Consider the following 13,057-nt stretch of genomic DNA (forward strand, 5'->3'; position numbering starts at 1 on the left):
CTTCATGGTGTGTGGTGGAAAGCTTTTGCGGTGTGGGATGGGCCCGCGGCCTATCAGCTTGTTGGTGGGGTAATGGCCTACCAAGGCGACGACGGGTAGCCGGCCTGAGAGGGTGACCGGCCACACTGGGACTGAGATACGGCCCAGACTCCTACGGGAGGCAGCAGTGGGGAATATTGCACAATGGGCGCAAGCCTGATGCAGCGACGCCGCGTGAGGGATGACGGCCTTCGGGTTGTAAACCTCTTTCACCAGGGACGAAGCGCAAGTGACGGTACCTGGAGAAGAAGCACCGGCCAACTACGTGCCAGCAGCCGCGGTAATACGTAGGGTGCGAGCGTTGTCCGGAATTACTGGGCGTAAAGAGCTCGTAGGTGGTTTGTCGCGTTGTTCGTGAAAACTCACAGCTTAACTGTGGGCGTGCGGGCGATACGGGCAGACTAGAGTACTGCAGGGGAGACTGGAATTCCTGGTGTAGCGGTGGAATGCGCAGATATCAGGAGGAACACCGGTGGCGAAGGCGGGTCTCTGGGCAGTAACTGACGCTGAGGAGCGAAAGCGTGGGGAGCGAACAGGATTAGATACCCTGGTAGTCCACGCCGTAAACGGTGGGTACTAGGTGTGGGTTCCTTCCTTGGGATCCGTGCCGTAGCTAACGCATTAAGTACCCCGCCTGGGGAGTACGGCCGCAAGGCTAAAACTCAAAGGAATTGACGGGGGCCCGCACAAGCGGCGGAGCATGTGGATTAATTCGATGCAACGCGAAGAACCTTACCTGGGTTTGACATGCACAGGACGCCGGCAGAGATGTCGGTTCCCTTGTGGCCTGTGTGCAGGTGGTGCATGGCTGTCGTCAGCTCGTGTCGTGAGATGTTGGGTTAAGTCCCGCAACGAGCGCAACCCTTGTCCTATGTTGCCAGCGGGTTATGCCGGGGACTCGTAGGAGACTGCCGGGGTCAACTCGGAGGAAGGTGGGGATGACGTCAAGTCATCATGCCCCTTATGTCCAGGGCTTCACACATGCTACAATGGCCGGTACAAAGGGCTGCGATGCCGTGAGGTGGAGCGAATCCTTTCAAAGCCGGTCTCAGTTCGGATCGGGGTCTGCAACTCGACCCCGTGAAGTCGGAGTCGCTAGTAATCGCAGATCAGCAACGCTGCGGTGAATACGTTCCCGGGCCTTGTACACACCGCCCGTCACGTCATGAAAGTCGGTAACACCCGAAGCCGGTGGCCTAACCCTTGTGGAGGGAGCCGTCGAAGGTGGGATCGGCGATTGGGACGAAGTCGTAACAAGGTAGCCGTACCGGAAGGTGCGGCTGGATCACCTCCTTTCTAAGGAGCACCATTTACATGCCCTGATCCAGGGTTTCCCCCATGCCGGCAACCGTGCCGGGGTTCATGGTTGGGATTGTCGCCGGCGCCTGTAGTGGGCTTGTCCGGCGGGTGCATATGACAACAAACGCTGATCAGCTGGGATGACACGTTGATCGAAGAAATTGCCAGACACACTGTTGGGTCCTGAGACAACAGGCCCGTTCGCTCCCCTCCTCATGTGGGGGTGGGAGACACCGCTCCGTTGGGGGTGGTGGGGGTTGTTGTTGCCTCACCGGTTTTGGTGGTGGGGTGTGGTGTTTGATTCGTGGATAGTGGTTGCGAGCATCTAATGCACGCAGAATATGTCGCCTACGGCTTCGGTCGTGGGTGTATGTGTCTGTGGTGTGTTGATGTGCAATTTTGATTCTTGTTTTCAATTGGTTTTTTGTGTCGTAAGTGTTTAAGGGCGCATGGTGGATGCCTTGGCATCAGAGGCCGATGAAGGACGTAGGAGGCTGCGATAAGCCTCGGGGAGCTGCCAACCGAGCGTTGATCCGAGGATGTCCGAATGGGGAAACCCAGCACGAGTGATGTCGTGTTACCCACGCCTGAATATATAGGGTGTGGGAGGTAACGCGGGGAAGTGAAACATCTCAGTACCCGTAGGAAGAGAAAACAATTGTGATTCCGTGAGTAGTGGCGAGCGAAAGCGGATGAGGCTAAACCGTATGCATGTGATACCGGGTAGGGGTTGTGTGTGCGGGGTTGTGGGACCTATCTTTCCAGGGCTATCCCTCTGGAGGGCAGTAAGAAAATGTCGTGGTTAACGGAAGTGGCTTGGGATGGCCTGCCGTAGAGGGTGAGAGTCCCGTACGTGAAAACCCGATGTCTGCCTTGATGGTGTTCCCGAGTAGCAGCGGGCCCGTGAAATCTGCTGTGAATCTGCCGAGACCACTCGGTAAGCCTAAATACCTTCTGATGACCGATAGCGGATTAGTACCGTGAGGGAATGGTGAAAAGTACCCCGGGAGGGGAGTGAAATAGTACCTGAAACCGTGTGCCTACAATCCGTCAGAGCCCTCGTTTACGTGGGGTGATGGCGTGCCTTTTGAAGAATGAGCCTGCGAGTCAGGGACATGTCGCGAGGTTAACCCGTGGGGGGTAGCCGTAGCGAAAGCGAGTCTGAATAGGGCGTATCCACGCAAGTGGTGTAGTGGCATGTTCTGGACCCGAAGCGGAGTGATCTACCCATGGCCAGGGTGAAGCGCGGGTAAGACCGCGTGGAGGCCCGAACCCACTTAGGTTGAAGACTGAGGGGATGAGCTGTGGGTAGGGGTGAAAGGCCAATCAAACTCCGTGATAGCTGGTTCTCCCCGAAATGCATTTAGGTGCAGCGTTGCGTGTTTCTTGCCGGAGGTAGAGCTACTGGATGGCCGATGGGCCTCACCAGGTTACTGACGTCAGCCAAACTCCGAATGCCGGTAAGACAAAAGCGTGGCAGTGAGACGGCGGGGGATAAGCTCCGTGCGTCGAGAGGGAAACAGCCCAGATCGCCGACTAAGGCCCCTAAGCGTGTGCTAAGTGGAAAAGGATGTGCAGTCGCGAAGACAACCAGGAGGTTGGCTTAGAAGCAGCCACCCTTGAAAGAGTGCGTAATAGCTCACTGGTCAAGTGATTGTGCGCCGATAATGTAGCGGGGCTCAAGCACACCGCCGAAGTCGCGGCATCCGCAAGGATGGGTAGGGGAGCGTCCTGCATCCGGTGAAGCAGCCGAGTGATCGAGTTGTGGAGGGTGTGGGAGTGAGAATGCAGGCATGAGTAGCGAATAGGCAAGTGAGAACCTTGCCCGCCGAAAGACCAAGGGTTCCTGGGGCAGGCCAGTCCGCCCAGGGTGAGTCGGGACCTAAGGCGAGGCCGACAGGCGTAGTCGATGGACAACGGGTTGATATTCCCGTACCCGTGTGTGTGCGTCCGTGATGAATCCATTGTGCTAACCATCCAAATGGCACGTGATGATCCTTTCGGGGATCACGTGTTGCCGGCTGCGTGGGACCCTGGTGGGTAGTAGTCAAGCGATGGGGTGACGCAGGAAGGTAGCCGTACCGGTCAGTGGTAATACCGGGGTAAGCCTGTAGGACGAACGATAGGCAAATCCGTCGTTCATGTGTCTGAGAGGTGATGCATAGCCGAGTGAGGCGAATTCGGTGATCCTATGCTGCCAAGAAAAGCCTCTAGCGAGTGCACACATGGCCCGTACCCCAAACCAACACAGGTGGTCAGGTAGAGAATACTAAGGCGTACGAGTTAACTATGGTTAAGGAACTCGGCAAAATGCCCCCGTAACTTCGGGAGAAGGGGGACCTCCATACCGTCAACACCCTTGCGGTGGGTAGCGGGAGGGGGTGGCACAAACCAGTGAGAAGCGACTGTTTACTAAAAACACAGGTCCGTGCGAAGTCGCAAGACGATGTATACGGACTGACGCCTGCCCGGTGCTGGAAGGTTAAGAGGACCTGTTAACTCCTTCGGGGGTGAAGCGGAGAATTTAAGCCCCAGTAAACGGCGGTGGTAACTATAACCATCCTAAGGTAGCGAAATTCCTTGTCGGGTAAGTTCCGACCTGCACGAATGGCGTAACGACTTCTCAACTGTCTCAACCATAGACTCGGCGAAATTGCACTACGAGTAAAGATGCTCGTTACGCGCGGCAGGACGAAAAGACCCCGGGACCTTCACTACAACTTGGTATTGGAGTTCGGTACGGTTTGTGTAGGATAGGTGGGAGACTGTGAAGCGCACACGCCAGTGTGTGTGGAGTCGTTGTTGAAATACCACTCTGATCGTATTGGGCTTCTAACCTCGGACCGTATATCCGGTCCAGGGACAGTGCCTGGTGGGTAGTTTAACTGGGGCGGTTGCCTCCTAAAATGTAACGGAGGCGCCCAAAGGTTCCCTCAACCTGGACGGCAATCAGGTGTTGAGTGTAAGTGCACAAGGGAGCTTGACTGCGAGACCTACAAGTCGAGCAGGGACGAAAGTCGGGACTAGTGATCCGGCACCCCCGAGTGGAAGGGGTGTCGCTCAACGGATAAAAGGTACCCCGGGGATAACAGGCTGATCTTCCCCAAGAGTCCATATCGACGGGATGGTTTGGCACCTCGATGTCGGCTCGTCGCATCCTGGGGCTGGAGCAGGTCCCAAGGGTTGGGCTGTTCGCCCATTAAAGCGGCACGCGAGCTGGGTTTAGAACGTCGTGAGACAGTTCGGTCTCTATCCGCCGCGCGCGTCAGAAACTTGAGGAAACCTGTCCCTAGTACGAGAGGACCGGGACGGACGAACCTCTGGTCTACCAGTTGTCCCACCAGGGGCACCGCTGGATAGCTACGTTCGGACAGGATAACCGCTGAAAGCATCTAAGCGGGAAACCTCTTCCAAGACCAGGTTTCTCACCCTTTTAGAGGGATAAGGCCCCCCGCAGACCACGGGATCGATAGACCAGACCTGCACACCCAGCAATGGGTTTAGGGAACTGGCACTAACCGGCCGAAAACTTACACACACCCAAAAAACCAATGTGTGTAAACAAGACGCACAACATTGCACATCACGTGCCCGCAACCACACCACAAAAAGAATCAAACAGACCACACCCCACCACCAAATAACACCCCCACAAGGTGTTAAACACAGGCTGGTGGAGGCGTAAAATGAATAGAGTTACGGCGGCAACAGCGGCAGGGAAACGCCCGGTCCCATCCCGAACCCGGAAGCTAAGCCTGCCAGCGCCGATGATACTGCCCTGCACGGGCGGAAAAGTAGGACACCGCCGAACACAAATTACCTCAGCCCCCCGATGAAAATCGGGGGGCTGAGGCATTTTTGCGTTCAGGACGTTTTTGTATTTCGGCGCCGTGGCAATATGCGGCGCCGAAATGCCATTCCGTCAGTCGAACAGCGTCGGTTCTTCGGCTCCTGATCGGCTCTTTTCCAGATCGAGCAGCAGCTTCTTACGGCCCAATCCGCCGCCGTATCCGGTCAGGCTGCCATTCGCCCCGATGACTCGATGGCACGGCACGATGATGCCGACGGGGTTGTGCCCATTCGCCAATCCGACGGCCCGAGAAGCGCCCGGAGATCCGACCTGCAGCGCGATTTCGCCGTACGACCGCGTTTCGCCGTACGGAATGGTCAACAACGCGCTCCAGACGCGGCGCTGGAATTCGGTGCCGACGAGGTCGAGCTCCAGATCGAATTCCTGGAGTTCGCCGGCGAAGTACGCGGTGAGTTGATCGACGGCCTCCGGAAACGCCGACTCATCGGGTTCCCAGCCGTCATGGCTCGGCTCATACGTCTGATCGTCCATCCGCAGGTGCCGGATGCGCCCGTCGCGACCGGCGATCGTGATGGTTCCGACAGGACTCTGCATGGTCCTGGTCTGCAACGTGGCGGTCATGCCTGCTCCTGTTGTGGTGATTGCGTTGAGCTGGTGGTCAGCGGCGGCCACTGGTTGACCGCGTGATCCAGAGAGGTCCACAGGTGTTGGGTGGCGTAGGCGCGCCATGGGCGCCAGTGCGCACTGTGCTCGATCAATCGACGTGAATTATCCGGTAGCCCAGCTTGTTTGGCCGCGGCCTGAACGCCGAGGTCACTGGCCGGAAAGGCATCGGGATCGCCGAGCCCCCGCATCGCGATCACCTCGGCAGTCCACGGTCCGATGCCCGGCAATTCGGCCAACTGAGCTCGGGCCTGCAACCAATCCGATCCGGCGTCGAGCTCCAGGGTGCCGGCAGCGAGCGCGTCGATCAGCGCGACAAGCGTGCGCCGGCGCGACTCGGGGAAGGCCAGGTGGCTCGGATCGATCTCGGCCAACTGTGTGACGGACGGGAAGACATGCGTGAGGGTTTCCGCCGGGTCGTTGATCGTCGTGCCGTATGCCAGCGCCAACCGGCGTGTGTGCGTCGCTGCGGCCTTCATGGACACCTGCTGGCCGATCACCACTCGTAGTGCCAACTCGTTCTCGTCGACCGTGCGCGGGATGCGTTGCCCGGGCGCTTTGGCGACGATGGGCGCCAGGTGCTGGTCGGTCTTGAGGACGTCGATGACGGCCTCGGGGTCGGCATCGAGGTCGAGGAGCCGCCGGCACCGGGCGATGGCGGTGGCCAGATCGCGGAAGTCGTCGAGGATCAGCGTGCACTGCACATGGTCCACACTCGGCGAGAGCCCGACGATGCCGGTGCCGTTGGGGAGCCGCAGGGTACGTCGGAACGTGCCGTCGCATACTTCTTCGACGCCGGGCACCGCGCCGGCCGCCAGGTGGCCGAACACCCCCTCGTAGGCGAAAGGCGTACGCACGGGCAGCCGGACGGAAAGCGTTCCGGTGCCGGGGGATTCGTTGGGTTCGAAGCGCGCCTGTGCCCGTTGCCGGAGTTCGGTCGGTGTCAGTGCGCAGACTTCGCGAATGGTGTCGTTGAACTGGCGGATGCTGGAGAAGCCCGCGGCGAACGCGACATCACCGAACGGCAGTGTGGTGGTCTCGATGAGTACCCGCGCGGTCTGGCTCCGCTGGGCTCGGGCGAGCGCCAACGGGTTCGCGCCCACCTCGGCCTGGAGCAGTCGCTCGAGTTGCCGGGTGGTGTAGCCGAGCCTGGCGGCCAGCCCCGTGACTCCCTCGCGGTCGACGGTGCCGTCGGCGATCAGTCGCATGGCACGGGCGACGACGTCGGTGCGGATGTTCCACTCCGGTGACCCCGGCGATGCGTCGGGCCGACAGCGTTTGCAGGCCCGGAAGCCGGCCCGCTGCGCTGCTGCGGCGGTCGGGTAGAAGCGGACGTTGCGGGCGAACGGAGGCCGGACAGGGCAACTGGGGCGGCAATAGATGCCCGTGGTGAGGACGGCCGTGACGAACCAACCGTCGAACCGGGCGTCCTTGGATTGGACTGCCCGGTAGCAGCGGTCGAAGTCGTCGTACATGTCTTCGACAATGGCATGCGGCAGACCCGAGCACTAGCGGAAAATCGACATCAACGTGGCCGGCGAGACATATTTAATCATTTGTCTCGTAAATGGCTGACGTGCGACCGTTGCCCTGTTATAACTGGAACGCGTTCTAGTCGGGGTTCAGGGGAGTCACATGCCAATCAGCGGTCGTGAGCAGTTGTCAACTGGCGCAGCCAGATTCGTCGGCCGGGTTGGTGCGTTGGCGGTCGCCCTGGGGATCGGCGTGGCGGTGGCGAGTAGCCCCGGCATCGCCTTCGCCGCACCGAGTGACGCCGCGGGGGCGTCGTCGGACAGTCATCCCAAGAGCGAGAGCCCGGCTAAGAGCGACCGGGACAAGGCCGACACGAACAAGCCGAAGAAGGACAAAGGCACCAAGCGCTCGGGCGTGAACCCGGGGAAGAAGTCGTCGAAGCGGCCCGCGGCGCAGACGGACACGGAGAAGCCGTCGGCTGCCAAGGACACGGCCGACACCGGCAAGGCATCCGAGCCCGACACCAAGCCCACGACCAAGAAGGTCGTCACCACGCCGACCGTGACGGCGGCTCAGAAGCCGGCGAAGGTGCAGGTCGCCGTGACGGCGAAGGCCGACGCTCCGGTGGGCTCCGCACCGCGGGTGTATGCGGTCGCGCCGGTGGCGGCGCTCGGCGCTCCGGTGGCTGCCGCTACCGCGGCGGTGTCGCATGCGCTGTCGGCAGTGGGCCTGAACGGGACGGCGAACGCGTCCGGGAACCCCGTCGCGCCGCTGCAGAACGCCGCGTTGTCCGCGCTTCTCGGCGTCACCCGCCGTGAGAACGCATCCACCTCCGCGACAACATCATTGGCGGCCGCGCCGTCGTCGCTGCAGAGCGTGCCCACGGTGCTCGGTACATCGCAGCAGCTGGCCGCCGAGCGGACAGCCACCGCCATCGTGAAGACGCTGCCGATGCAGATCATGAAGGCGATCATCAAGTTTGCGTTCCAGCTGAACGCCAAGCAGCAGTACTCGCAGGTCGGCGGGCCCGACCAGGCGAATTTGGACCAGCTGAACCAGGCGGTCGACGAATACGCCCAGCAGGCCGCCATGGAATACCAGTTGCTCAACCCGATGCGGCCGACGGTGCTTGAAATGGTTATGCCGCCGCATAATTGGTTCGGTCAAGCGATCACCGGCACGCGGATCCTCTACGACAACCCGGACACCATCTACCGGATGATGGCGGTCAACTCGACGTCGACGTACGTGATCAGCGGGAAGTTCGGGCCGGGGGAGCGCCCGGCGGAGACGACGTTCAGCGTGCTGACGGGCCTCGGCGGCAAGACCGCCGCGGTGCTCAATGCCAAGGACATGCAGGTCAACCCGGACGGCTCCTTCACCGTGACGGTGAGTTCGCGTCCGGCCGAGCCGGGCCAGACCAACCATCTGCAGATCCCGACCGACACCACGTTGATCGTCGCGCGGAACACCCTGTCGGACTGGAACACTCAGGATCCGATGAGCCTGTCCATCGAGCGGGTGAGCGGCCCCCGAAACAGCCTGTTCGCGCAGATCGGCGGGTTCGACATCCCCGGCCTCGGACCGGCCGTCTCCGGCAACCCGTTCCTGACCAACCTCGTCTCGCTGGTCCCGCCGCTGCCGGTGATGCCGCGGTTCCTGCAGGGCTTGGAAGCGTCGGTGATCCTCGCGCTCGGGCTGCGGATGGAACCGCAGTACATGGACGTCGCGACGAAGGATTCATCGGGAAAGACGAAGCCGCCCAACGTCTTCACCGATCCCGAGAGCAACGCGACGTTCCTGTCCACCCAGGTGCAGAGCCCGGGGTACTTCCAGTTGGCCGATGACCAGGCGCTGGTGCTGACCATCAAGCCCGGCGACGCCGGCTACTTCGTCGTGCCGGTGACCAACGACTGGACCATCACCAAGAACTACTGGGATCAGCAGACCAGTCTGAACATCGCGCAGTCGGTGGCCAACGCGGACGGCAGCTACACCATCGTGGTGTCGCCGACCGATCCCGGTGTGGCGAACTGGGTGTCCACCGGTGGCCTCAACCAGGGGACCATCTCGATCCGCTTCCAGGACATCGACACCACCGGTACCAATCTGCCGAAGGTGAGTTCACAGGTGGTGGCGCTCAGTGACCTCGGTACGGTGCTGCCGGCCGGGACGGTGTATGTCACTGCGGCGCAACGCCAAGCGGCACTCGATGAGCGGAAGGCCGGATACGAGAAGCGCTTCGCGCCCTACCCTCAGGTGTGATTCACCATTCGTGGTTCGGGCACTGCACGTCGACGTAGACGGTCGCCGCCACCGGGCCGCCCGGTTTGAAGTTGCCGGGGTTGTTCACGCCCGTGACCCAGCAGATGTTGAGCGGCTTGACGTCGAAACCGTTGGTCCAGTTGATCTGGACCAGGTAGCCCTCGGCTTGGAGATTGTTGATGACGTCGGCCGCCGAGCCCCCGGTGTCGAGGGTGGGGTCGGCCGCAGCCTGCGGAGCGAGCGCGACCGACACGGCGAGCGCACCGGCGGCAGCAGCCATGACGGGATATCGCTTCATGATCACCATGATCCTCCGGATCTGTGTGAAGCAGATGTGAATTTCAGGCCAGGATCGCCAACTGCGTCGGTTCGGAGAGCCCGCGCAGCGTCACGGTGTCGCCCAAAGCCCAGTGCGCTCTTTCGGATTCGCTGACCGCGTCGAGCATGTCGGCGGCGGCCGCGAGATGCCCCGGCACGGACTTGGCGAGTTCGCACAGTCGCGCCGCCGCATTGACGGGCTCGCCGATCACGGTGTACTCGAACCGTTCCTTGGCCCCGACGTTGCCGGCCACCACGGTGCCGGCGGCGACGCCGAGCCCGGCCTGCAGTTCGGGCACCTCGTCGCGCAGTCGCGAGGCGATGGCCCGGGCGGCTGCCAGGGCGTCACCCTCGGTGCACTGCAACGACACCGGCGCCCCGAAGACCGCCAGCACCGCGTCGCCTTCGAATTTGTTGACGAACCCGTGGTGCCGGTCCACCTCGTCGACGATGACGGCGAAGAAGCGGTTCAGGAGGTCGACGACCTCGACAGCCGGGCGGCTGGTCACCAGCTGGGTGGAGCCGATGACGTCGACGAAGATCACCGCGGCGTGCCGCTCTTCGCCGCCGAGTTGCGGCTTCTCCTGCTCGGCGAGCGCCGCGACTTCACGTCCCACGTGCCGGCCGAACAGGTCGCGTACGCGTTCGCGTTCGCGGAGCCCATGCACCATCGAGTTGAATCCGCGTTGCAGCTGACCCAGTTCGGTGCCGTCGAAGACGACCAGATCCGTGGTCAGGTCGCCCTGCTCGACTCGGCTGAGTGCTTGTCGCACAATGCGGATCGGGCTGGCCGTCAGCCAGGCCACGATCCACATCAGCAGCGCGCCGAAGACCAACGCGAACACCGCGAGCACCAGCACGGCGAACGCGAATTGGGTTGGGGTGAGCGTGCTTTGCGTCAGCGCGAAGACCGCAGCCAGCAGCACGCCCAGCATCGGCACGCCGGAACCGAACGCCCACACGACCATGGTCCGGCCCATGATCCCCGGCGCCAGCCGTGACGGCGGTCGTCCGGCCTGAAGGGCGTCGGCGGCAACGGGGCGCAGCGCGAACTCGGTGTACAGGTTGCAGCTGGTGGATACGACGATGCCGGGGAAGGTGACGCCCAGCAGCAGTTTGGGGATGAACTGGGTGTCGTGCAATGCGTAGAGCGTCGTCAGCAGTACCGCGCCGAGGCCCCACAGGGACAGGAGCACTCGCGTCAGCTGGCCGGGGGCGCGGAAGGTGTTGCGCTGGTCCTCGATAGTTGGGGTGCGTTCTTCGATGGCCCAACGCACGCTCTGGATCACCCTGTTGGTCGCCCACACCACGCCGACGAGGAAGGCGACCACGATGTACGCGGGCGCCACGATCGTGGTGATCCACCAGACATCGGCCCGGAAGACGTTGGGGGTCGGGAACAGCACCGTCTCGATGAGGATCGAGACGCCGACGCCGATCATGTTCGCGACGATCACGAAGGTGGTGAGGATGAGTTGGATGCGGATGCGTCGCCGGCGCTGAGTCTCGGAAACGCGGCCCAGAATCCACGATCCGTATTCGGGTGTGGCCTGCAGGCTGCTACGCGGGGTGATGGCTTCCCGTATCCGTGCCAGGCGCGTCGTCCCGGTCTGGTCCGCAGTCATTGGTCGTCAGCCTAGTTCGTGGGGCGAGTCCGGACCGGGATTCAATACCCCTAAGGTGGGTCGGGTGCGTCTCGTGATCGCCCAGTGCACCGTTGACTACGTCGGACGTTTGACCGCACATCTGCCGTCGGCCCGTCGTCTCCTGTTGTTCAAGGCGGACGGATCGGTGAGTGTGCACGCCGACGACCGCGCCTACAAGCCGCTGAACTGGATGACGCCGCCGTGCTGGACCGTCGAGGAGGCGCCGGTGGACGGCGTCTCGGCGCTGGTCTGGGTCGTCGAGAACAAGGCCGGTGAGCAGTTGCGGATCACGGTCGAGGACATCGAGCACGACTCCAGCCACGAGCTCGGCGTCGATCCCGGTCTGGTGAAGGACGGTGTGGAGGCGCACCTGCAGGAGCTGCTCGCCGAGCACGTCGAGCTGCTGGGTGTCGGCTACACATTGGTGCGCCGCGAATACCCGACGCCGATCGGTCCGGTGGACCTGTTGTGCCGCGACGAGACCGGTGCGTCGGTTGCGGTGGAGATCAAGCGGCGCGGTGAGATCGACGGTGTCGAGCAGCTGACGCGGTACCTCGATCTGCTCAACCGGGACAGCGTGCTGGCGCCGGTGGCCGGAGTGTTCGCCGCCCAGCAGATCAAGCCGCAGGCGCGCACACTCGCCACGGACCGTGGAATCCGTTGCGTCACTTTGGACTACGACAAGATGCGCGGCATGGACAACGACGAGTTCCGGTTGTTCTGATGCCTCGGCGACGTCCGGAGCGGCCTCGGCGGGAACCGCCGCCGCTGCTCGGGCTGTCGTCGCGCCGGGTGGAGACCGGGCCCGACGGGTATGACTACGAGGTGCGGGCCGTCGCCGGTTCCCGCGCGGTCAAGACCTATCGGTGCCCGGGATGCGATCACGAAATCCGGCCGGGCACAGCGCATGTGGTGGTACTAAGAGTCGACGACGCCGAAGACCGCCGGCATTGGCACACGCCGTGCTGGGCGAATCGGGGAAACCGGGGACCGACGCGAAGGTGGTCCTAGTTCAGGCTCAGTGTGCTTCGGCGGCCGGCTCGACCAGCTCGATCAGCACGCCGCCGGCATCCTTCGGGTGGATGAAGTTGATGCGCGAGTTGGCGGTGCCGCGGCGCGGCGCTTCGTACAGCAGGCGGACGCCGTCGGCGCGCAGGCGCTCGGACAGGGCATCGATGTCGCTGGTCCGGTAGGCCAGCTGCTGCAGGCCGGGGCCGCGGGTGTCGATGAACTTGGCGATGGTCGACTTCTCGTCGAGCGGGGCCAGCAGCTGAATCTGGGCGCTGCCGACGGGCGCGCCACGGACGGAGAGCATGGCCTCACGGACGCCCTGGTCCTCGTTGACCTCTTCGTGCAGGACGATCATGCCGAGGTGGTCGTGGTACCACCGAATCGCGGCGTCCAGATCCGGCACGGCGATACCGACGTGATCAATAGCGGTCACGAGGGCGCTGGCCAGCGCCGGACGGGCATCGACGTGTTCGGTGGTCATAACGTAAAGGTAACCTGATACGACCGAATTTGCGCCTGTGTGATCGGCCAC

At 62.4% G+C, this 13,057-nt stretch carries 8 protein-coding genes and 3 rRNA genes; 6 read left to right on the forward strand and 5 right to left on the reverse strand.

Features of this window, described 5'->3' with window-relative positions:
- From BR47_RS0108425 to rrf, 3 genes are all read left to right on the forward strand, one after another.
- Positions 1–1,335 (forward strand): 16S ribosomal RNA (locus BR47_RS0108425); the annotation flags it as partial.
- 432 nt (positions 1,336–1,767) lie between these two features.
- Positions 1,768–4,876: ribosomal RNA gene (locus BR47_RS0108430) — 23S ribosomal RNA — on the forward strand.
- A 159-nt stretch (positions 4,877–5,035) separates the two neighbouring features.
- Positions 5,036–5,149, forward strand: a 5S ribosomal RNA gene (gene rrf / locus BR47_RS0108435).
- A 111-nt stretch (positions 5,150–5,260) separates the two neighbouring features.
- Here the strand turns inward: rrf and BR47_RS0108440 are convergent.
- Together BR47_RS0108440 and BR47_RS0108445 are read right to left on the reverse strand one after the other, a co-directional pair.
- Positions 5,261–5,770 carry a methylated-DNA--[protein]-cysteine S-methyltransferase gene (locus BR47_RS0108440; protein ID WP_029119210.1) on the reverse strand — a complete coding sequence of 170 codons (510 nt, stop codon included), beginning with the start codon at positions 5,768–5,770 and terminating at the stop codon, positions 5,261–5,263.
- On the reverse strand, positions 5,767–7,287 hold the full coding sequence (locus tag BR47_RS0108445; protein ID WP_029119211.1) for a DNA-3-methyladenine glycosylase 2 family protein: 1,521 nt from the start codon (positions 7,285–7,287) through the stop codon (positions 5,767–5,769). Before BR47_RS0108445 ends, BR47_RS0108440 begins: the two co-directional genes overlap by 4 nt.
- Positions 7,288–7,447: 160 nt before the next feature.
- Here BR47_RS0108445 and BR47_RS33990 point away from each other — a divergent pair, with 160 nt between their 5' ends.
- Entirely contained in the window at positions 7,448–9,550 is a 2,103-nt protein-coding gene (locus BR47_RS33990; protein WP_051634686.1) for a DUF1214 domain-containing protein, read from the forward strand.
- 1 nt (position 9,551) lies between these two features.
- Here the strand turns inward: BR47_RS33990 and BR47_RS0108455 are convergent, their stop codons facing one another.
- Both BR47_RS0108455 and BR47_RS0108460 read right to left on the reverse strand, forming a co-directional pair.
- A complete protein-coding gene (locus BR47_RS0108455) occupies positions 9,552–9,848 on the reverse strand; it encodes a hypothetical protein (RefSeq protein WP_141772208.1) in 297 nt (98 codons plus the stop codon).
- A gap of 43 nt (positions 9,849–9,891) precedes the next feature.
- Entirely contained in the window at positions 9,892–11,493 is a 1,602-nt protein-coding gene (locus tag BR47_RS0108460) for an adenylate/guanylate cyclase domain-containing protein (RefSeq protein WP_029119214.1), read from the reverse strand.
- Between the two features lie 64 nt (positions 11,494–11,557).
- On the opposite strand from BR47_RS0108460, the gene nucS reads away from it, so the two are divergent.
- Positions 11,558–12,238, forward strand: a complete 681-nt coding sequence (gene nucS, locus BR47_RS0108465) for an endonuclease NucS (RefSeq protein WP_020102410.1) — start codon at positions 11,558–11,560, stop codon at positions 12,236–12,238.
- The gene (locus BR47_RS32485) at positions 12,238–12,525 is read left to right on the forward strand and encodes an Rv1322 family protein (RefSeq protein ID WP_081633469.1); all 288 of its coding nucleotides are present in this window, start codon (positions 12,238–12,240) and stop codon (positions 12,523–12,525) included. Before nucS ends, BR47_RS32485 begins: the two co-directional genes overlap by 1 nt.
- Before the next feature lie 7 nt (positions 12,526–12,532).
- Here BR47_RS32485 and mce read toward each other — a convergent pair whose 3' ends face one another.
- Positions 12,533–13,006, reverse strand: coding sequence for a methylmalonyl-CoA epimerase (gene mce / locus BR47_RS0108470; RefSeq protein ID WP_020102409.1), 474 nt, complete (start codon positions 13,004–13,006; stop codon positions 12,533–12,535).
- Positions 13,007–13,057: the final 51 nt, after the last annotated feature.

The sequence above is a fragment of the Mycobacterium sp. UNC410CL29Cvi84 genome (genome assembly GCF_000686745.1).
Taxonomy (GTDB): Bacteria; Actinomycetota; Actinomycetes; order Mycobacteriales; family Mycobacteriaceae; genus Mycobacterium; species Mycobacterium mucogenicum_B.

What these genes read in the sequence shown, in the direction of transcription:
- mce (WP_020102409.1), bottom strand. Translation starts at nt 13,006, where the DNA reads ATGACCACCGAACACGTCGATGCCCGTCCGGCGCTGGCCAGCGCCCTC.
- BR47_RS0108460 (WP_029119214.1), bottom strand. Translation starts at nt 11,493, where the DNA reads ATGACTGCGGACCAGACCGGGACGACGCGCCTGGCACGGATACGGGAA.
- BR47_RS0108440 (WP_029119210.1), bottom strand. Translation starts at nt 5,770, where the DNA reads ATGACCGCCACGTTGCAGACCAGGACCATGCAGAGTCCTGTCGGAACC.
- BR47_RS32485 (WP_081633469.1), top strand. Translation starts at nt 12,238, where the DNA reads ATGCCTCGGCGACGTCCGGAGCGGCCTCGGCGGGAACCGCCGCCGCTG.
- BR47_RS0108455 (WP_141772208.1), bottom strand. Translation starts at nt 9,848, where the DNA reads ATGAAGCGATATCCCGTCATGGCTGCTGCCGCCGGTGCGCTCGCCGTG.
- BR47_RS33990 (WP_051634686.1), top strand. Translation starts at nt 7,448, where the DNA reads ATGCCAATCAGCGGTCGTGAGCAGTTGTCAACTGGCGCAGCCAGATTC.
- BR47_RS0108445 (WP_029119211.1), bottom strand. Translation starts at nt 7,287, where the DNA reads ATGTACGACGACTTCGACCGCTGCTACCGGGCAGTCCAATCCAAGGAC.